The sequence below is a fragment of the Microbacterium sp. BH-3-3-3 genome (genome assembly GCF_001792815.1).
In the GTDB taxonomy this organism is placed as follows: domain Bacteria; phylum Actinomycetota; class Actinomycetes; order Actinomycetales; family Microbacteriaceae; genus Microbacterium.
In genome coordinates this window covers 16,489-34,595 of the sequence record NZ_CP017674.1, presented here as the reverse complement: position 1 = coordinate 34,595, position 18,107 = coordinate 16,489, and the positions used below count along the sequence as shown (strand labels likewise).

General features: G+C 65.9%; 25 protein-coding genes and 1 pseudogene. 5 read left to right on the top strand and 21 right to left on the bottom strand.

The features are described 5' to 3' along the window. The first annotated feature begins 25 nt into the window (after positions 1-25). Positions 26-526 (top strand): murein hydrolase activator EnvC, encoded by a 501-nt coding sequence (locus BJP65_RS00210; protein WP_156784779.1) that lies wholly within the window; start codon positions 26-28, stop codon positions 524-526. Between the two features lie 60 nt (positions 527-586). Here BJP65_RS00210 and BJP65_RS00205 read toward each other — a convergent pair whose 3' ends face one another. The 4 genes from BJP65_RS00205 to BJP65_RS00190 all read right to left on the bottom strand — a co-directional run bounded on the left by BJP65_RS00205 (position 587) and on the right by BJP65_RS00190 (position 5,016). Then, a complete protein-coding gene (locus BJP65_RS00205; RefSeq protein WP_070407863.1) occupies positions 587-1,207 on the bottom strand; it encodes a DUF3060 domain-containing protein in 621 nt (206 codons plus the stop codon). A gap of 297 nt (positions 1,208-1,504) precedes the next feature. Then, complete coding sequence (locus BJP65_RS00200) at positions 1,505-2,410, bottom strand: tyrosine recombinase XerC (RefSeq protein WP_070409776.1); 906 nt, start codon at positions 2,408-2,410, stop codon at positions 1,505-1,507. A gap of 132 nt (positions 2,411-2,542) precedes the next feature. Continuing rightward, complete coding sequence (gene dprA / locus BJP65_RS00195; protein WP_070407862.1) at positions 2,543-3,694, bottom strand: DNA-processing protein DprA; 1,152 nt, start codon at positions 3,692-3,694, stop codon at positions 2,543-2,545. Further along, the gene (locus BJP65_RS00190; protein ID WP_374754288.1) at positions 3,691-5,016 is read right to left on the bottom strand and encodes a YifB family Mg chelatase-like AAA ATPase; all 1,326 of its coding nucleotides are present in this window, start codon (positions 5,014-5,016) and stop codon (positions 3,691-3,693) included. The genes dprA and BJP65_RS00190 overlap by 4 nt, the downstream gene beginning before the upstream one ends. A 62-nt stretch (positions 5,017-5,078) precedes the next feature. On the opposite strand from BJP65_RS00190, the gene BJP65_RS00185 reads away from it, so the two are divergent. The 4 genes from BJP65_RS00185 to BJP65_RS00170 all read left to right on the top strand — a co-directional run bounded on the left by BJP65_RS00185 (position 5,079) and on the right by BJP65_RS00170 (position 8,466). Continuing rightward, positions 5,079-5,606: a hypothetical protein gene (locus tag BJP65_RS00185; RefSeq protein WP_070407861.1), complete on the top strand. Its 528-nt coding sequence runs from the start codon at positions 5,079-5,081 to the stop codon at positions 5,604-5,606. Positions 5,607-5,608: 2 nt separating this feature from the next. After that, positions 5,609-6,013 carry a hypothetical protein gene (locus tag BJP65_RS00180; RefSeq protein ID WP_070407860.1) on the top strand — a complete coding sequence of 135 codons (405 nt, stop codon included), beginning with the start codon at positions 5,609-5,611 and terminating at the stop codon, positions 6,011-6,013. 190 nt (positions 6,014-6,203) lie between these two features. Next, positions 6,204-7,277, top strand: a complete 1,074-nt coding sequence (locus BJP65_RS00175; RefSeq protein ID WP_070407859.1) for a hypothetical protein — start codon at positions 6,204-6,206, stop codon at positions 7,275-7,277. 61 nt (positions 7,278-7,338) lie between these two features. Then, complete coding sequence (locus tag BJP65_RS00170) at positions 7,339-8,466, top strand: GTP pyrophosphokinase family protein (RefSeq protein ID WP_083285630.1); 1,128 nt, start codon at positions 7,339-7,341, stop codon at positions 8,464-8,466. Positions 8,467-8,500: 34 nt separating this feature from the next. Here BJP65_RS00170 and BJP65_RS16400 read toward each other — a convergent pair whose 3' ends face one another. The 17 genes and pseudogenes from BJP65_RS16400 to BJP65_RS00095 all read right to left on the bottom strand — a co-directional run bounded on the left by BJP65_RS16400 (position 8,501) and on the right by BJP65_RS00095 (position 18,104). Continuing rightward, positions 8,501-9,313, bottom strand: a complete 813-nt coding sequence (locus BJP65_RS16400) for a hypothetical protein (RefSeq protein ID WP_181015953.1) — start codon at positions 9,311-9,313, stop codon at positions 8,501-8,503. Positions 9,314-9,354: 41 nt separating this feature from the next. Continuing rightward, positions 9,355-9,885, bottom strand: a complete 531-nt coding sequence (locus BJP65_RS00160) for a hypothetical protein (protein WP_070407856.1) — start codon at positions 9,883-9,885, stop codon at positions 9,355-9,357. Positions 9,886-9,965: 80 nt separating this feature from the next. Further along, positions 9,966-10,610 (bottom strand): recombinase family protein, encoded by a 645-nt coding sequence (locus tag BJP65_RS00155; protein ID WP_070407855.1) that lies wholly within the window; start codon positions 10,608-10,610, stop codon positions 9,966-9,968. Positions 10,611-10,612: 2 nt separating this feature from the next. Next, complete coding sequence (locus BJP65_RS00150) at positions 10,613-10,867, bottom strand: hypothetical protein (RefSeq protein ID WP_070407854.1); 255 nt, start codon at positions 10,865-10,867, stop codon at positions 10,613-10,615. Between the two features lie 175 nt (positions 10,868-11,042). Next, positions 11,043-11,615: a hypothetical protein gene (locus BJP65_RS00145; RefSeq protein ID WP_070407853.1), complete on the bottom strand. Its 573-nt coding sequence runs from the start codon at positions 11,613-11,615 to the stop codon at positions 11,043-11,045. Beyond that, entirely contained in the window at positions 11,612-11,911 is a 300-nt protein-coding gene (locus BJP65_RS16155; protein ID WP_181015952.1) for a WhiB family transcriptional regulator, read from the bottom strand. Before BJP65_RS16155 ends, BJP65_RS00145 begins: the two co-directional genes overlap by 4 nt. A gap of 55 nt (positions 11,912-11,966) precedes the next feature. Then, entirely contained in the window at positions 11,967-12,221 is a 255-nt protein-coding gene (locus BJP65_RS00140) for a hypothetical protein (protein WP_070407852.1), read from the bottom strand. Positions 12,222-12,237: 16 nt separating this feature from the next. Then, positions 12,238-13,386 (bottom strand): AAA family ATPase, encoded by a 1,149-nt coding sequence (locus BJP65_RS00135; protein WP_070407851.1) that lies wholly within the window; start codon positions 13,384-13,386, stop codon positions 12,238-12,240. Beyond that, positions 13,383-14,108 (bottom strand): bifunctional DNA primase/polymerase, encoded by a 726-nt coding sequence (locus BJP65_RS00130; RefSeq protein ID WP_258027554.1) that lies wholly within the window; start codon positions 14,106-14,108, stop codon positions 13,383-13,385. The genes BJP65_RS00135 and BJP65_RS00130 overlap by 4 nt, the downstream gene beginning before the upstream one ends. Positions 14,109-14,113: 5 nt before the next feature. Continuing rightward, the gene (locus tag BJP65_RS00125) at positions 14,114-14,386 is read right to left on the bottom strand and encodes a hypothetical protein (RefSeq protein WP_070407850.1); all 273 of its coding nucleotides are present in this window, start codon (positions 14,384-14,386) and stop codon (positions 14,114-14,116) included. After that, positions 14,383-14,682, bottom strand: a complete 300-nt coding sequence (locus BJP65_RS00120; RefSeq protein ID WP_070407849.1) for a hypothetical protein — start codon at positions 14,680-14,682, stop codon at positions 14,383-14,385. Before BJP65_RS00120 ends, BJP65_RS00125 begins: the two co-directional genes overlap by 4 nt. Continuing rightward, the gene (locus tag BJP65_RS16150; RefSeq protein ID WP_083285627.1) at positions 14,679-14,891 is read right to left on the bottom strand and encodes a hypothetical protein; all 213 of its coding nucleotides are present in this window, start codon (positions 14,889-14,891) and stop codon (positions 14,679-14,681) included. The genes BJP65_RS00120 and BJP65_RS16150 overlap by 4 nt, the downstream gene beginning before the upstream one ends. Before the next feature lie 212 nt (positions 14,892-15,103). Further along, positions 15,104-15,427, bottom strand: coding sequence for a hypothetical protein (locus BJP65_RS16395; RefSeq protein WP_156784776.1), 324 nt, complete (start codon positions 15,425-15,427; stop codon positions 15,104-15,106). A 155-nt stretch (positions 15,428-15,582) separates the two neighbouring features. Then, positions 15,583-17,061: a recombinase family protein gene (locus BJP65_RS16145; protein ID WP_083285626.1), complete on the bottom strand. Its 1,479-nt coding sequence runs from the start codon at positions 17,059-17,061 to the stop codon at positions 15,583-15,585. Positions 17,062-17,080: 19 nt separating this feature from the next. Next, positions 17,081-17,329 (bottom strand): annotated as a pseudogene (locus BJP65_RS00105) (magnesium chelatase domain-containing protein); the annotation flags it as partial. Beyond that, on the bottom strand, positions 17,326-17,688 hold the full coding sequence (locus tag BJP65_RS00100; protein ID WP_055836677.1) for a YraN family protein: 363 nt from the start codon (positions 17,686-17,688) through the stop codon (positions 17,326-17,328). The gene BJP65_RS00100 and the pseudogene BJP65_RS00105, both read right to left, overlap by 4 nt. A 92-nt stretch (positions 17,689-17,780) precedes the next feature. Further along, on the bottom strand, positions 17,781-18,104 hold the full coding sequence (locus BJP65_RS00095; RefSeq protein ID WP_055836674.1) for a DUF2469 family protein: 324 nt from the start codon (positions 18,102-18,104) through the stop codon (positions 17,781-17,783). Between the last annotated feature and the right edge of the window lie 3 nt (positions 18,105-18,107).

The window sequence follows — 18,107 nt, the reverse complement described above, 5'->3', positions numbered from 1 at the left end:
CGGAACGGGGCGGGAGACTTCGGCCATGCGATCCCGGTTCCTCGTCCCGCGCGCGCTCCGGTTCGCGATGATCCTCGCCCTGCTGCTCGCGGTGAACCCGACGGCCGACGGCGATCCGCTCGCCGATCGGGGGTGGGTGTGGCCGGTGCAGACGGTGCAGCTCCTCCGCCCCTTCGAAGCCCCCGCCCACCGCTACGCTCCGGGCCACCGCGGGATCGATCTCTCAGCCCCCGAGTCGGTGCGCTCCCCCGCCGATGGTCGCATCGCCTTCGCCGGGGCGGTGGCCGGACGCCTCGTCGTCACCATCGACCACGGAGACGGTCTGGTCACGACCCTCGAACCCGTGGCGACCGGCCTCGTCGCCGGCGACCGCGTCGCCCGCGGAGCCGTCGTGGGCATCGTCACCCCCGAAGGTCACACGCGGCCGCACACACTGCACTTCGGCGTGCGGCTGGACGGCGAGTACATCAACCCGCTGCGGCTGCTGGGCGGCGTTCCCCGGGCGGTTCTGCTGCCCTGCTGCTGACGACGGGGCCGGGCGGCGCGGTTCCGCGACGTCACCTGCTCACGGTCGAGCGGCCCGGCATCAGCCGATCTGGTTGCCGCGTCCTTCGACCGTGGTCTGGCCGACTCCCCCGCCGGCGCGGACGATGTTGTCCTGCCCGCGCACCGTGACCGACGAGACGGCACCACCGGCGTCGACGGTCGTGCGGTCGCCGCTGAGGTCGACGCTGCCGATGGCGCCGCCCGACGAGACCGCCGCGTCGTTGCCCTGCACGACGAGCGCATCGATCGCCGAAGCCGACACCCGGACGCGATCGCCCGAGACGCGCAGGGATCGGATCGTCGCGCCCGCGGCATCCACCGTCAGCGCGGACCCCGAGACGGTGAGCTCGGCGCAGGTGCCGACGACGCGGACCGTCTGTTCGGCGCCCGAGACGTTCTGCGAGCCTCCGTCGCCGCACGAGAGGGCGTCGGGGTCCGACGCCGGCGTCGAGGGATCGGGCACGGGTGCGACCGTCGGTGCCGTGGTCGGGGGCAGGGTGACGACCGTCGGCGAGGGCGCGGCAGCCGTCGGAGGCGCGGAGGTGACGACCGCTCCCGGGGGAAGGCGCGTCTCGACGGGCGTCGGCTGCAGCGCGCACCCGGCGAGCGAGAGGACGAGCACGACGGCACCCGCCGCGGCGGAGACGGATCGGCGATTCACCCGGCTCACGCTACGTCCGCCGGCGGGGCGAGCGCCAGCGGCTGGCCGCGCAGGACGTGCATCGGGGCCACGTCTCGGGCCGTGACGCGGGGTCGGACATGCGCGGGCCCGCGCCGGATCGAGCCCGTGCACGCTCGAGCTCGCGCAGTCCGCGCCTCGGCCCCGTAGCTGCTCGGGTGCGATGATGCTCCGGCGCTCGGATGCCCGGCGCGCGGATGCCAGACGCCCCGACTCCAAGCCCCCGGCGGCTCAGGCCCGCGAATGCTCAAGCCCGCCAGTGCTCAGGCCCGCGGATACTCAGGCCCGCGGATGCGCGAGCTTGTACGCCTCCCGCAGCCGTTCGCCCGAGACGTGGGTGTAGATCTGCGTGGTTCCGAGGCTGGCGTGTCCGAGGATCTCCTGCACCGCGCGCAGGTCGGCGCCCCCGTCGAGCAGGTGCGTCGCTGCGGAGTGGCGCAGCGCGTGGGGTCCCAGGGTCTCGACCCCGACGACGGGGGCCACGGTGCGCGAGACAAGGGAGTGCACGGCCCGTGGTCCTAGGCGCCGACCCTGCGCGCCGAGGAACACCGCGCGCCCCGCGCTCCCCTCACCGCGGGCCGAGAGGACCGGGCGCGCGCGGACCAGATAGGCGTCGAGGGCGAGGCCGGCGGGAACGCCGTAGGGCACGACGCGCTCCTTGTCGCCCTTCCCGCGCAGACGCAGGGTGCGACGCTCGGGGTCGATGTCGTCGAGGTCGAGACCGCAGATCTCCGACACGCGGGCGCCCGAGCCGTAGAGCATCTCGAGCAGGGCGTGGTCGCGCAGCGCCAGCGGATCGCCCTCGCGCGCGTTCTCGGCCGCAGCCGAGAGGACACCTTCGAGTGCCTGAGCGGTGGCGACGGCCGGCAGCGTGCGACCGCGCTTGGGGGCGACGAGGCGCTGCGCCGGGTCGCCGTCGATCAGCCCCGCGTCCTTCGCCCAGGCGAGGAATCCCCGCACCGCCGACGTCCGCCGCGCCGCGGTGGCCTTCGACAGCCCCGATCTGGACGCCTCCCACTGCCACTCGCGGAGGTCCTCGACGCCGAGCGCCGAGACGTCCGGATCGCCGGTCGCCCCCGTGAGGTCGGCCAGGTCGGCCCGATACGCGCGCACCGTCGCCGACGAGAGCCGACGCACGTCGGAGAGGTGGGTGAGATACCCCTCGACGGCTTCGGAAACACGCACGGCTCCACCCTGCCCGCCACACACGGCGGAGCCCGGCACGACGCGCAGTCCGCCCGCGATCGCATCGAGCGGACGACCGAAGGCGCTCACGCGGCCACGCGCCGAGCATCGGGCACCCCGCCGCCATCCCTCTCATCGCGCGCCGTGCCGCAGGAGCCAGTCCCCCTCGCTGTCGCGCATCGCCCGCCCCTCGAGCTCGGCGAAGCCCAACAGCACGACGGCGTGCGAGGGCGCCAGCCCACTCCGCCGCGCGACCTCGTTGGTCGGTCGAGCCGACCGCGCGGAGAGGGCGTCCATGATCCGGGTGCTCTCGTCGGTACGCCCGTCGTCGACCGATGTGCCCGCTCCCGCGCCGCCGAGCATCTCGCGCACGTCGGCAGCCGAGGTCACGCACACGCCGTCGTACTCGCGCAGGATGCGGTGGCAGCCGGCCGAGGCCGCACTCGTCACCGGCCCGGGTACCGCCCCCAGGGCGCGGCCGAGCGTCGCCGCGTGTGCAGCCGTGTTGAGCGAGCCGCTGCGCCACCCGGCCTCGACGATGACCACCGCATCGGCGAACCCCGCGATCAGCCTGTTCCTCGCGAGAAACCTCCATTTGGTCGGTGCGGCTCCGCACGGCGTCTCGCTCCACACCCCACCCGACGCGGCGATCGTTGTCAGCAGGGCTTCGTGCCCGCGCGGGTACGAACGGTCGACGCCTCCGGCGAGGAAGGCGCTCGTCGTTCCCGCGGTGCTCAACGCGGCGCGGTGGGCCGCGCCGTCGATTCCGTACGCCGCTCCCGACACCACCGTGACGCCGTCCGCAGCGAGCTCGGCGGCGAGGTCGGCAGCGATCCCCTCGCCGTAGGCCGTCGAGGCGCGCGCCCCGACGAGGGCGACCACGGGCCCGACGGGAGCCGCAGATCGGCCCCGCCGCCACAGGGCCACCGGGGCATGGGCACCGAGGTCGTCGAGCTTCACCGGCCAGTCCTCGTCGCCCGGCACGACGAGGTCGACCGCCGCCCGACGTGCCGACTCCAGCGCGGCGGTGATCGAACCGGGCTGCAGGCGCGGCATCCACCGTGCGCGCGCCTCCGCGAGTTCCGCCCCCTCGCCGCGCGAGACCAGACGGAGTGCGTCGACCGGCCCGTGCGCCGCGATCAGGGCCCCGGCCACCCCGTCGCCGGGCTCGAGCAGAACGCTCCAGATCGCGCGGGCGTAGGCCGAGCCCTCGTCGCCCTCGGCGCGCCGAAGCCCGCGGAGGGCGCGGCGCGCGGCCGGTGCCTCGAGATCGGGGAGGTTCACGCGCTCATCCCCCGCCGCAGGTACAGCGCTCGACCCACGTCGTCGGGCTGCAGCCGCTCATGACCGGCGATGTCCGCGACGGTCCACGCCACCCGCAGCAGCCGGTCGTAGCCACGCAGGGTCAGCGCCCCACGCCGCAGTGCCGAGTCGAGCGGACTCAGCACGGCGGGCGACGGTGCCGCGGGGCCGCGCAACCAGGTCCCCGGCACGTCGGCGTTTCGACGCCACGGCGTCGCGGCCCACCGGACCGCCGCGTGTTCTCGTGCCCGCGCGACGGTCTCGCGCGCGTGCGCGGTGGTCACCGTCCGCGTGTCGCTCTCGCGTCGCGCGGCCGATACGCGTTGGAGGCGCAGGTCGATGTCGATCCGGTCGAGGAGGGGACCCGACAGTCGACGCGTGTACCGCCGGATCGCCTGCGGGGCGCACTCGCACCTTCCCCCGGCCACCCCGTACTGACCGCACGGGCAGGGGTTCGTCGCGACCACGAGTTGGAAACGCGCGGGATAGGTTGCGGCTACCCCCGATCGGTGCACCTGGATGACGCCGCTCTCGAGCGGTTGGCGCAGGGCGTCGAGGACCGCCGCCGGGAACTCACCACCCTCGTCGAGGAACAGCACCCCGTCGCTGGCGCGGGCGATGGCGCCCGGGCGTACCACGCCCGACCCTCCCCCGATCAGGGCGGCGGCCGTCGCGCCGTGATGAGGGCTCTCGAACGGCGGCGTCCGCGACAACCGGGTCACCGTCTCGCCCGACAGGGAGCGCACCGAGGCCACCGACAGCGCGGCGTCGTCGTCGAGCGGGGGCAGGATGCCGGGGAGCCGACGCGCCAGCATGGTCTTGCCCGCGCCCGGGGGCCCGCTCATCAGCATGTGGTGGCCGCCGGCCGCCGCCACGACGAGCGCGTCGACGGCATCGGCCTGCCCGACGACGTCGGCGAGTTCGTGGCTCTCATCGGAGGATTCGTCGACCGTCGGAGCCGTGACGGGGTCCAGCTCCACGGCGTCGGTCGCCCCTCCGTGCCAGCGCACGACCTCGGCCAGGCAAGTGGCGGCGAACACCTCGACCCCCTCGACGAGGGCGGCTTCGGCGGCATTCGCAGCGGGGACCACGACCCGTGCGTGGCCCGCCCTGCGGGCCGCGACCACCGCGGGCAGAATGCCCGGCACCGGGCGCAGCCGCCCGTCGAGTCCCAGCTCGCCGATGTGCACGGTGGCGGCGACGCGGGCGGCATCCATGCGCGTGGTCGTCGCCAGTGCGGCCACGGCGATGGCCACCACAACAGTTGCAATTGGGCATGTTTGCCTTCGACGCTTCTGTGTCATGGCGGTGTCCACCCGGCGTTTGATTGGACAGCGCGAAAGTGACGTTCCCCTATGATCGGCCCATGGGAGTGAACGGCATTACCTGGCTCGACTGGGTCATGGCCGCACTTACCGTGATCGGGTTCGTCGCGACAGGTTTTGGCATATACCAGGCCTGGGCTCAAGCGCGGAAGGCAACAACGGCAGCCGAAGCTGCGAAAGATGCTGTGGCCACTACTCGTGCGAAGCTCTTGGCAGTCGACATCGTGCACGAGTTCACGTCGGTACGACAGGCGGTCAGCCACGTCGTCAGCGCAACTGAGACCAACAACCCCGAAGTGGCGAAGTTCGCCTTGGTCGAACTCTCGGAGGCAATGCGCCGGGGAGGAACTCTCGCACGTGAGGACGGCGCGCCTATTGTCTCAGCCGACATAATCTCTCAGCTCGAAACGACCAGCAAGCTCGCCTCGATCGCGAAGGCAGACATCGCACGAAGATCCAACCCGAAGGTGCGAACTTACACCGGTGAGCTTCTTGAACCTCTGACGGACCTATCGCATTCGCTGCTGGACTTCGTCACTGCTCAGAAGTACGCCTTGGACAAGGAGTGACCATGCAATTCACCGACGACGAGTGGCTGGCATTTGCAATCAAATTGCAGCAGGCAACGTTGCGTGGTCTGCTGCGCTGGACTGGTAGCGACCACCTCTTCGACCCGGACACGAAGCGCGGGTACACCACTACTGTGGCCGGGAATGCCACCTACCGGCTGCGCACGAAGGATGGCGACGAGCAGTTCCCGTACATCCTCACAGTCGGCGAGCCTGATGGCGCGAAGCTCGCTGACTTTACAACCGTTCCCTACGGAGACGATTGGGAACAATCCACCGACGCCCGAGCCTCGCAGATCATTGCCGAGCTGTACCCCTACGTGCAACGGGCTGTGACCGGCGCACCCCAGAAAGCAAAGTCTCTTCTCGATGGGCTCGACGGCCTCATCGGCGAAGACCCGTTCTGAGCGCTTCGATAGACACCCGTCCCGATTCAGTTGCCTTCGATGCTGGACACGTCATCGCAGCGCGGCCTAGCTGACCGGGGCGTTTCGTAACACTTCGCAATCACAGATGCGGAAGGCACGAGCAACGCGCGGGCATCGACTACGCGGCTGACGGTAGGGTGCGAGAAATGCTTGGTAGAAGAGGTCGAGGTTGACAGATAACTTCCGGAGCGAGCTGAACGCCGAGCTCCACGACAAGGCATCCGGCTGGCGTGAGCTGGACCACATGGTCGCCTACCTGAAGCGACTATTGGTCATCCCTGACACGAACATCTCCGTATCAGCGTTCCGTCTATCCGATGTCGACGGATCTACGCTCTCCCGCACAACCACGGCTGAGGTGCAGGATGCCCTTCGCTTGAACCACCTCAAGCCCGACCGTGTATCTGTTTCCATCTCCGCAGTAGCGCCGGACTCGAGGGCACGGCAGGAAAAGATCAGGACCAAGGTGTGGCTGCGTTTCACCGCCGAAGGAACCCCTCGGCAGCTGGATGTCGACATCGAGTCCAGCGAGAAGCTCCTCTTGATGGGGGTGAAGTCACAGGTACAGCAGGAGCTGGACCAGATTGATGAATGGGTGTCGACGGCACCCGAGCACACTCCGGTTCCCGCTAGCCAGACCAACTACTTTCACGGCCCTGTCAACGTAGGGGCGATCGGCAGTGGCAACCAGATCACAACTGGGGACTTCTCCTCCATGTCCACGGAGAGCCCCGTTCAGCCAGCCGCATCTTGGTGGAAGCAGACGTGGCGAGACCACACGATGGCGTTCGTCATTGCTGTCGGGAGCGGACTGCTCGTGGCGATATTGGGAGCGGTCTGGGCAGCAAATGGATGGACTCTCGGAGCTGCGAATACAGAACTGCATCTTGACGATGTCACCTGGACCGACGGAACAGTTTTTGAGGCCACCGGTACCGTTCAGCATCTCCATGAAGACGACGAGGTTTGGGCGTTCTCGCAAGCTACGGACGGCTTCAGCGGGGTGACGCCTCGGGGTCAGTGTGAAGTATCGGGCAGTGACTGGATATGCAGGGCGAAGCTTGGGACCGACGAGCAGTCGGGCCTCAGTTTTGTTATCACTGCTGCGGTCCTGACACGGAAATCTGCAAACGAGATCAGAACTACGCCCAAGAATCGGTTGGTCTCTTACCCAGATGCCGACTGGATCCCGAAGATCGACACGCCCGGTGCAATCGACGACATAACGACTTGGCAGCCGTAAATCAAACGCCAATACGCCAAAAACCTCTAATTGCCAGACAACGCAGGTCAAAAGACATTCAATGGTTCAGCAAAATAACTATGATGAAGCCTCACAGCCTCACCGCGAACGTGCTAAAAGAGTGGAAGAGCTCGTACAGGAGATTTTGCGGGATGCAGCGGTTGACTACCACAGTGTCACGGGCCGTGTGAAGACCGAACAGAGCGCGAAAGCCAAGATCGAACAAAGTCCTGATAAGTACGGCGACTTCCGAGACCTGCACGATCTCCTTGGGATAAGGGTCATCACCCATTTGGCGACTCAAGTTGACGCAGCCGAGAAGGCCCTCAACGCAGCATTCGACGTGGACGAGGGCCGCTCAACGGATAAGGCGTCGATTCTGAGTGATGACGAGTTTGGCTACCGCTCTGTTCACCTCGTAGCGAAGTTGCGCCAAGACAGGGCCACGCTGCCCGAATGGCGAAACTTCGCGGACATCTACTTCGAGATTCAAGTCCGATCAATACTGCAACACGCATGGGCAGAGATCGAACACGACCTCGGATACAAAGCCTCGGTTGCCGTTCCTCGCGAGATACGTAGACGGTTCGCGCGTCTGGCTGGACTTCTAGAGCTGGCTGACGACGAGTTTGACAAGCTAGCCGAAGATGCCAATCGGCACGCGACGAAAGTGGACGCAGCCATCAGAGGCGGCAAGGATGTCGCCGTAGAGCGCGATTCTGTGGTGGCGTTGGTCTCCACCGATGGCCCGGTGCGAAGGGCCGACGTCGCTATCGCTCGCAGAACCAACCGCAAGCTCGCGCCGGACACGTCGCCACTCTACGCGACCACGCGAGCGGAAGAATTGCGGTCCGTTGGCTTGAAGTCGGTAGACGAGGTAACGGCTGTCATGGAAGACCAGTGGGAACGCGTGGCGGAATTTGCGTCCGGTTGGTTATTGGAAGATTGGGAGGATGGTGACGCCGACGACCCAGTTTTGCCGGGCATTAGCCTCTACTATCTCTTCATCCACCTCCGCATGACGGAAGAAGGGGATTCTTTGAACGTCATGCCGAGCAGCTTCCCAGGAGATGATGGCGACATCAGTTACACGGACTACCTCGAACGCAAAGCGTCGAAAAGAACCAGATTCGAGAGGATCCACGATGCGGCTTTCTCCGACGCCGATCAGCCCCGCAGAAACAGTTGAAGGGGGCGCCCCGGTTCTAATGCTTACAGCCGATCTAGATGGTCCCGATACCCAAATCCCGACTAATCCACTGCGCGACCGTTTCCCGAACCGTGTCCTCGTCTGCCAAGTTCACCGACTTATAGATCATTCCGACGAAATCCGTGGGCAGGTTCTTTAGTGACCCGTCCTTCAGCAATGCGCACCTGCGGCCGGTCATCACCATCGCGCCAACTTCAATGAGCAAGTTATGATTAACGCCGCGATCAACCCGGTCCTCGAACAGCGCAACGCCATATCTGCTGGCCCACATGTGGGCCGTGACGTTCGTCCAAAGGTCGTCACTGATGGCCCTGTCTGATGCGAGATGAAACTCCAACCCCTTGGAGGCGCACACTTCGCGAATGACCGCAAGGGCGCGTCCCACTGGGTCAGCCGTGCCCGCCTTCACGTCAGGAAATCGCGTCATACCGAACACATTAGTTTCGAACGGATGCGCGTCAAGAAACCTTCGTAGCGGCTCCACGAGCGCAGGTGGCGCCAGCGCAACAGGAACGAGCGCCAATGCGGTGCTTCCCAGCAGGGGAGCCGCAGACCGACCCGCCTCCGCAATTAGAGACGCAAAGTCGAGGCCCGACACCTCCGTAGCTACTACCGCCCCACCTTCGGGCGTCACCCGATACTCGCCACGGATTGGCCCCTTCGCCAACCACCTCTTGCTCACGAGAGACGCGAAGACGTTCGCGATCTTCGCCGGAGCGGGCAGAGAGAAGTCATGAAAAAGACGCAGCACTTCCGAGGGTGCGACAACGTTGGCTGGCGAACGACCCGCTGCAAGCTGCGCCAGTACCAGCGCTTGCTTCTGCAACTCCAGTCTCTGTATGCGCAGCGCGACGCTATCTGGCGACGTCACTCGCCCGCAGCTTCGATACCGTCGAAATGTCTCTCCCCGTAGGAGGTAGCACTGAACTGCCCCTTGGTCGGCAAACGTTCCAACCAGCCCTCCGTCGCCGCCGCCCCCAAATCGCGACTGATATTCGCCGGAATTCTGCGGCCAGAGTCCCTCCAGTAGACTTTCGCCGACTCTGCGTCGATCTCATTCACACCCACGTAGCGCTTTGCCCATAACGCAATGCCGAGTGCTAGGACCGTATTCCCTCGGGGGAGCTTCTTCGAGTCGAGGAAGATGCGAAGAGGAACCTTTTCCGTGAGCGGAACAACGCCTTCGACTTCCTCATTGGCGGCTTTATTACCGCCGGAACCTGGCTCGTCGGGCCTCGGTCGATCCTCGATGTCTTCCGGCTGCTGCGCCTCGATGCCGCTCGCTAGGAGCGACTGAAAATCGCCGAACGCCTTCAAGACGTCGGCGCTGACGCCGGACGCTGAAAAGCTAGCGTGGCCCACGGATACGTCGAGTGTGAGTGCGGTGTCATCCCCCATAATCGGCGACGATACAGCTGTATGTACTGGAATGGCAACGACAGTCTCCAACGCAACAAGAGGGCCGACGCTGTCCGCTGTCAGGGCATTGTCTGGTTCAAGCGCTTATGAACGGCGGCCACCGTGCCCACCGTCCAGGTGGATCCCGTGGCGGTGACTCTTCCCTCTGAATTGAGCTGAGTGGCAGTAGCCGCCAGCGTATGCGTCCTTCTGAGAGCCACGAGACGGTCCGCTGTGGCCGCTGGCAGCATCGATACGCGGCCCATGTGCCTACCCTGGCGCTTGGCGGCCTGCATGGCGGCGCTGGTTCGCTCCCCGATCACGCGACGCTCCCACTGAGCTACAGACATCATCAGGTTGGCCACGAGCTCCCCCGTTGGGCTGGAAGTGTCCACCCCCAGGTCGATCGCGACTAGAGCCCATCCCCGCGTGCGCGCTACTCCCAGCACGCCGGCGAAGTCCACCACGCTGCGACTCAGTCGGTCGAGCTTGGCCACCACAATGCCGTCAACATCACGTCGCAGGGGGTGCAGCCGGCAGAGCGCGGCCTGAAGCTGTGGGCGGTTGAGCGACTTAGCGCTGACGCCCTGGTCCTCGTACCAGACGATGCCCCACCCGTGGGCGTCGGCGTAGCGCTGGATGATGTCGCGCTGTGCTTCGAGCCCTAGGCCGCTGCGGGCCTGATCTTCCGTACTGACCCGCAGGTAGCCGATCATCGTGGTCATGGTCAGGCGCTGGCCTTGCGACCCTTGGTCGGCGCGGGCGTCTCATCTTTCAGCGGCGCAGGCGCACCCTCCCGGCAGCCGTCACAGAAGTCGATGCCGTGTGTGTAGTACGCCGCGGACTGAGTGGCGGCATAGACGTGAGTCTTGTGGTCTTCGCACACGGTTACCCACTTGCCACCCTCAGGGGCCAAGTCGAGTTCGGCGGGCTTCGCGACCGTGAGCTTTTCACCTGTGGCGCGAATGGTGCGAGTGAACATGATGACCCCCTGTGTTGTAGAACGTTTGTTCGATATATGGCACTTTACATGGAAGGGGGAGGTTCGTTAACATTTGTGATGAACAGGAGCGCTTACAACCGAGCAGATTGCGAAGTTCGGACACGAAAGGCCCCCCAGCTGAGATGCCAGGGGGCCGATTCGTTTCTTGCGTGGTTTACAGGTTCGGCGCGGAGTAGGTGATCTGGTTCGCCAGGTTGTATGCCCCGTCGTTCGTAAGGTTGTCGATGGTGGCGAGCGCAGCGGCGGAATTGGCAGTGTCGGGGAAGGCGTCGCGGTACGCGTCCGCAACCGTCCCCATGCCGGTGTTGCGAGCACGGGTGCCCACGGCGTGCGCCAGGGTGGTGTCGCCGTTGGCAAGGGCGTCCTGCAGCACTTCCATTGCTTCCTGCTTGTCGGTGATCTTGCGCACCCGATCGGAGGCATCGCGGCGCAGGAGGATGCTATTCGCGTCAGTGGGCTGAGCGCCGCGAAGTTCGCCCTCCACCTTGTCGTGCAGCCCCTTAATGAAGGTGTCCTGCTCACTCCGGATGGACGCGAGCTTGGCGCGGGTGGCGTCGTTCAGCGCCGTGTAGTCGCCGTCTTTGGCCAGGTCGGACTTCATCAGGTCGTCCGTGATTGCCTTGCGCAGCGTCTTGTGTTCTTCCTTCGCAGCAGCAGCGCGCGCCTTGAAGCCTTCCAGCGACGAGCGGAGGGTCTTCTCGACGGAGGCAGCGGTGGTCTTGGTCATGATGTCTTCTTCCTATTCGTGATGGGTGCCGGAGTAACCGCCCCGGCGTCGGGGGTTCGGGTTGCACGCCGTGACACGGCACGTTCGACGCCAGCCCAGTAGCCGGAGTCGACCTTCGCGGTGGTGGCGTAGTCATCGCAGGGATCCAGCAGCGGACACCGCGCACAGATTGATGCGCACAAGTCCCGTTGCTCGTCGGTCCGACGGTCGGCGGTAAACAGGTCTAGGCCACTGCACCCCGGGGCCTCGTGGTCGAGGGCGGCGTCCAGGGCATCCCAGGCGGTGTCTGCGTTCACAGGTGGGCCTCTCTCCTGTGACGTCCGCATGATCGCCGCACAGCCGGGAGAGCATTCATGCTGGGGCCTCCCCCGCCGCGCCCGACTGCGTGACCATGACGGTGCTGAAGTCGATGTCTGTGCCGACGACTACGGTGCTGTCATCAAGCTCGAGTACCTGCACGTCATTCACGAGACCGATGGCCCACACCGTGCCCGCGTGCGTGACGCTGAACCCGGTTTCGTACGCAACACGCGTGACCGTGTCCGGGTAGGCGAGAGGGCGTCGGCCTTCGTGCAGGCGAAACACGACATCGTCATCGACGCGCACGGTGACTTCTTCAGGCTCATTCACGACGCTTACCTGCCTTCTGCGCGGAAGACGGTTTGTGACGAGCGCCTACGCGCCGGGCCTTAACCCCCTGTTTGCCAGAGTTGGCTGAGTTGCCCAACTCAACAAACTCACCCAACTCAGGGGTATATACAGCGCTATACCGACCGGCCGGGTCTTTTGACGCGAGGTCCCGTCCCGCGAGTCGAGCCAACGCATTTCGGACGGATTGCAGCTTCACCTCGCCGTTGCAGAGCTCATACATTTCGGCGGGCGTCAGCGGCCCGTGTTCCTTGAGCAATTCGAGGGCTTTGTGGCCGAGCTTCCCCTGACGCTCCAAGCGCTCGCGCACCGCACGTTCCTCGGCGGCCAGCCGGGCCTTGCCTGCACTGCGCCCGTCAAATGTCCACACGACGCCCTTGAGCGTCATGCCGAATACGGCGTCCTCGATATCGCGGCTATTGCGAATCAGGTTTGCTTCGGGCTTCTGGCGGTCAGGCCGTTCGAGAACGAAGATGCCGTCCACTGCGCCGGTGAGGCCGTGCGTGCCCGATGAAGAGTCGACGCTGTCGCCGGTCTTGTCCTTCCGGTTGTGGTGCACGATCAGCACCGACGCTCCCGGGTCATCGGCGCACAGGCGCTGGATCGGTTGCAAGGTGCGCTTCTCGTGCAGCATCGGCGCCAGGTCACGCGGCTTCGGCCCCATCACCTCCGACAAGGTGTCCAGGATGACGAGCGGCGACTGCCCCTTGTGGTTTTCCATGAATTCCCGCATAACCGCGAGCGCCGTGCCGGGGTCAGTGTGGAACTGGAACGTGCTGGGCACTGTCGTGATGCCGAAGTCGTTCAGGCGTTTAGCGAGCCGGCGGTCACCCGACTCCAGGTCCATCAGCAGCACCGGGCGCGCGGACACCTTGATCGAGCCGAACGCCTCGCCACCCTGGGCGCACGCGATTGCGAGCATGAGCGACAGCAGGCTTTTGCCGATCTTCGGTGCAGCGACCAGCAGGTGACACCCGTCGGGGATTACGTCGGGCACGATCCAGTCGAGGATGGGGAAGTCCTGTTTGAGCAAGTCCGCCACCGATCGGGGCTGGGGCGTTGCGGGCGGCGCGTCGTACTCGACCTCGGGCACGCGCGGGAAGGACTTCTTACGAGCGGTCATGCGTGCTGCTCCTTCTGGGCCGACGCAACGACACGGCGGGCCTCACTTGCGTTGATGCCGATGTCCTCGGCTGCGTCGATGAGTAGGTCTATGCCGTGCTGGCTCACGCCGCCCTCGTGCGCCCTACTCGCGGCCCAGAACAGACCGTTGTGCTTCTCCCCCGACTGCAACGTCCGGACCCACGCGGCAAGCGCCATCGCATCGGCCGCCGTAGTGCCGTCCGTGCTGATCTCGCGGGGCTGCATCAGGTCGATCACGGGCTGGGGCAGGCGAGCAATGTCGCGATGGAGCCAGCGGTAGCGCTTACCCGTTTCCGGATGCAGACTTGGCGGCACGACCATATATCCGTTCGTCTTAACGTCGACGCCGTGCGGAATGCTGCCCCGGTACGGATGTGCGAACGGTCGCCGGAAGTACAGATGACGCCCACCGTCGCGCCGACCGCTGATCACTTCCAGGGTGCGGGGCAGCTTCACACCGGCCAGGTGTTCAAGCTCGGCCAGGCTCCCGCCATTGCGGGGGTCGATGTCGAAGACCATGACGCTGTCGGGAACCGGGCAGCCGATGTTACAGGTGCGGTCAGCCCACCACCGCCGGATGCGCTTGCGGTTGGTCGTGGCGTCCTTGTGTCCGTTCGGCGTGTGGCCGGTCGTGGGGGTTTTCCCATCGAGTGGGAGCACGGCCCATCCCTCGGCGGCCAGGTCGAGCGCGGCGCTCATCATGTCGATCACTGCGCACCCCCAGCGGGTACCAGCTCGACGCTGCAACGACCCAGGGCGACCCAACGCGCGAGCATGCTCGACGACCAGAACACGCGCGCCCCACCATGACGAGAAGTGCGGCCAGCGAACCCCTGTGCCGGCGACCCCGAGTGCAGGATGAAGTCGCGGAATGCGCCACCCTCGGCTTCGACTTCGAAGTGCTGGCCTGCCGTCGTCGTCAAACGTAGGACGGTGCCCTTCGGTCGCGCCTCAAACCACGCTTCCTCGGCGGCGCTCACGGCGTTGCATCCTCGTCGTCGGACTCGACTGTCACGATGAACCGCAATGGCTTATCCGGCTCGAGGACGAATACGTCTTCCCAGCTGAGGGGGTATCCCCACCTCTCGCGACTGGTGAAGATGCGGGTCAGTGCCCGATCTCGCTCGACGCGACCGTCGAAGAGTTCGACCGTCCACTCGTCTTGTGAGAAGACGGCGAAGCCAAACTTCCCCGCGCTCCCCATGACGATGATGGGGGACGTGTCCCGGAGGGCTTGGTGCTGTGCGACCGGCCAGTCCTCAACCGGCCCGGTCATTTGGTGACCCCCCGCAGCAGGCCGCGCAAACGACGCAGCTGGTCGGGGCTCAGGGGCGGGGCGGCCGCCAGGTTGCGCCTAATCGCCGATGCGATCTTGGCCTCAGCAACGGTGGCCTCGGCCGCTGCGATGCGGGCCGGATCACCGCTCTGCCGAGCGGCGGTGAGATTTCCACCAGCCTGATAGGGGTTGGGGGTTTCGGGGATCACTGGTCTTCCTCAGGTGTGAGGTCAGTCAATGACTGACGCACTCACTCCCGCTGAGGAGGTCGACCGGATGGTCTGGGCCCGATGTACGCGTCGACGCGCGCCTTACGGTTGATACCTGAGGACTCGTGAATCTCGTTTACGCCTCGGGCTTGGCCCTGAGTCTTGAGGCGACCCTCGCTGGGTCAGACGTGTGCGGTTGTGTGGCTGCGAGTTTATTGCAGCTGGTCCAAGAATAGGACCTTCTCGCCCCCGGCAAGCGCTTCGTCCAAACGGGCGGTGAGCTTCGAGCCGGTCCGGTCGAGCTTCATTCCGCAGCCCTGGCAGACAATGTCATGCCGATAGTCCGCCGCCGTCGACTCGCCGTGCAGCATCGCGCCCGTGAGGCGGGAAGCGGAAGCACGCTGGTGCGAGGTATCCCCCACGACTTGCCATCCTTCGGCTCCATTCGTAATGAACCGAAAACGCTGAGAAAGGATCCGTTGGTTGTGCGGCGACTTCTTGTTGCCCCGACATGCGAGCTTGACCGTGGATTGCATGGGTACTAGTATGCACCTCCCAGGAGCCACGGGGGTGCATTAGCCCCACGCTCACGCCAGGCGGCGCGTTTGGCTCTCAGGCGGTCGCAGCCCCGCGCCGGAGGTAGGGCAGCCAGAACGGGCTACGGGACCGCTGAGACGGCTCTCAGAGCCGCTCAGACGGACCTAGCTTGCGACCGAGTACGAGGGTGGACAGCTACACGGCGCATACCGTGCCCGCTCCCCTTGCCGCCAGGAGTAACCACAATGTCGAGCTTAGACCGCACAACTTCGCGACGAGTGTCTACCGGCAGCGCATCCCATAGTTCCCGGATCGCCTTTCCTCGAGATTCGTCGTCGGCTGGCGCTCCCGCAAGAATGTCACGGACGGCTTCCTGCATCGCCGCCACTACGTCAGCCGCGCTCCGCTGGGACAGCGCTTCTGACAGGGCAGCGTCGGCAGCGTCGCGCTGCTGGCCCAACGTGGCAACGCGTGTAGCAAGATGGACGCGATCTGCGCCAGGAAGCATGTAGAGCTCTTGGGCCACTCGACGTTCTTCCTCGATGCGGCTGAGTTCTTTGCGCGCCGCGATGACATCGGCAGCCTCAGGTACGGCGCCGCTCTCACCCCGCACAGCATCCGCAATCAATGCGGCCAAGACTTCCAGCACAACGCCTTCCTCGACGATGCTGGCAACGATCTGACCGTGTCTGCCCTCACGCTTCGCCCCGGTGCGCGATGCCACACGCAGCGCTCGGCACGCGTAGGCCGGCGAGCCCACTCCGCCCGACCAAGACGTGGCGACAAGCATCCGCTCACCGCAGGTGCAGGTCAATACGCCCGACAGCCACCGCTCGCCCGATGCAGGCCCAGATTGGACCCGCGTTGGATCCTTCAGCATTGCTCGCACCGCTTCCCACGTCGCCATGTCCACCAGGGACGCTATCTGGCTCTCCGGCTGGACCTCGCCCCGAACGACGAGAATGCCCGCGTTTCGTTCGCGCAAGAGCGCACGTCGCACCTCTGTGCCGTTCCAAGCATTTCCGCGAGCTGTGACAATCCCCCGGGCATTCCAATCCCGGGTTAGCGCTCGAATGGTGCCGCCGCTCAAGACGTGCGCGTACCCATCACGCAGAATCTGACCTTCAACTGGGTGTGGCGTTACCCCGTCGACCTCGTACCCGAACACGCGCGGGCGGCCGTGGGGTTGGCCCTTCGCCGCCCGCTGGGCGCTCGCCCGAATTTGCCGCTCGGTTTTTCGGCGCACTTCGAATCTAGCGATCGCCGCGAGCATCGTCGCCCGGAATTCGCCGTCAGCCGTGGTCAGGTCAATTTCCCCATCCACCGTGACCACACGGACGCCCAACTCGATGAGTTCGGCCAGATCCTGGATGCTGCGCACTAGGCGGTCCACATCGACTCCGACCACAACCTCGACCTTGCCCGCCTTGATGTCAGAGAGGAGGGCGTTCCAGCGCGTCCCAGCACCGCGAGCGGAAGAGGCTGACGTGGCGTCGTCTGCGTAGTCCCCCACGAGCGTCCATCCGCGATCAGCGATGAGACTGTGAGTGCGCTCCAGGCCTCGCTCAATGCCTTCAGGAGCCCGCCTCGACTGACGAACGTAGACGGCTGCGCGGAAGCGTTTAGTAGACATGGCATAACCATACTTTCGGCACGTCGAACCCCGACCCGCGTTTGGGAAGACTCGCCGGCGAGAGGTTCACGGTGATTCGCCGCTTCGGCAGGTCGAGACCACGATTGGCGCAGGCGTTGCGCACCCGGCGCACTGCTTCGCCGAGGGACTTGTCGGGGAGCCCGATGATGGCGAACTCCGGCGTCTGCGACGACACGTCTGCTTCGACCTCGACGGGGTCTCCGCGCAAGCCCGTCAGTGCCACGGCCCACGTGCGTGCCACGCTCACAGGGCGTCCTCGAGGTGCTCGAGGCGGGCCGTCGCCGGATCGTCCCCCACGAGGGCGATCGCGTCGATGCGCAGATGGCGGCCGCGTGCCGCGTCGGGGTGAGCGGCGATCCAGGCCATGGCCAACCGCCACAGGCGAGCCGCCTTGCGCGCGTCGATCGCCTCGAACGGGTGACCGAAGTCCTCGCTCCGGCGGGTCTTCACCTCGACCACGACGAGAGTGCGCCCGTGCTCGGCGACGATGTCGAGCTCGCCCTGTGCGCACCGCCAGTTCCTCGCCAGTATGCGGTAACCGTCGCCCGTCAAGAAGGCGACGGCGCGTTCTTCCCCGGCTCGGCCGAGGTCGTCTTTCGCTGCCATGCCCGAGAGCGTGGCATCCGGCTCACCTCGTCCGGGGCGTCGAAACCGTCATCGGTGGAGAGCCCGAGAGATCGGGCCGCTGTGGAGGAGCGTCAGTTGTCGAGCGACAGCTCGTCGGGCAGCTGGAAGTCGTGGCGCGAGAGCTCTTCGACGTTGACGTCCTTGAAGGTCAGCACCCGCACCGACTTCACGAACCGGTCGGCGCGGTAGATGTCCCACACCCACACGTCGGTCATCGAGATCTCGAAGTAGAAGTCGTGCTCGGTGTCGCGGCGCACGACATTGACATCGTTGGCCAGGTAGAACCGTCGCTCGGTCTCGATCACGTAAGTGAACTGGCGCACGACATCGCGGTACTCGCGGTAAAGGGCCAGTTCGAGTTCGCGGTCGTAGTCCTCGAAGACGTCGTCATCCATGGT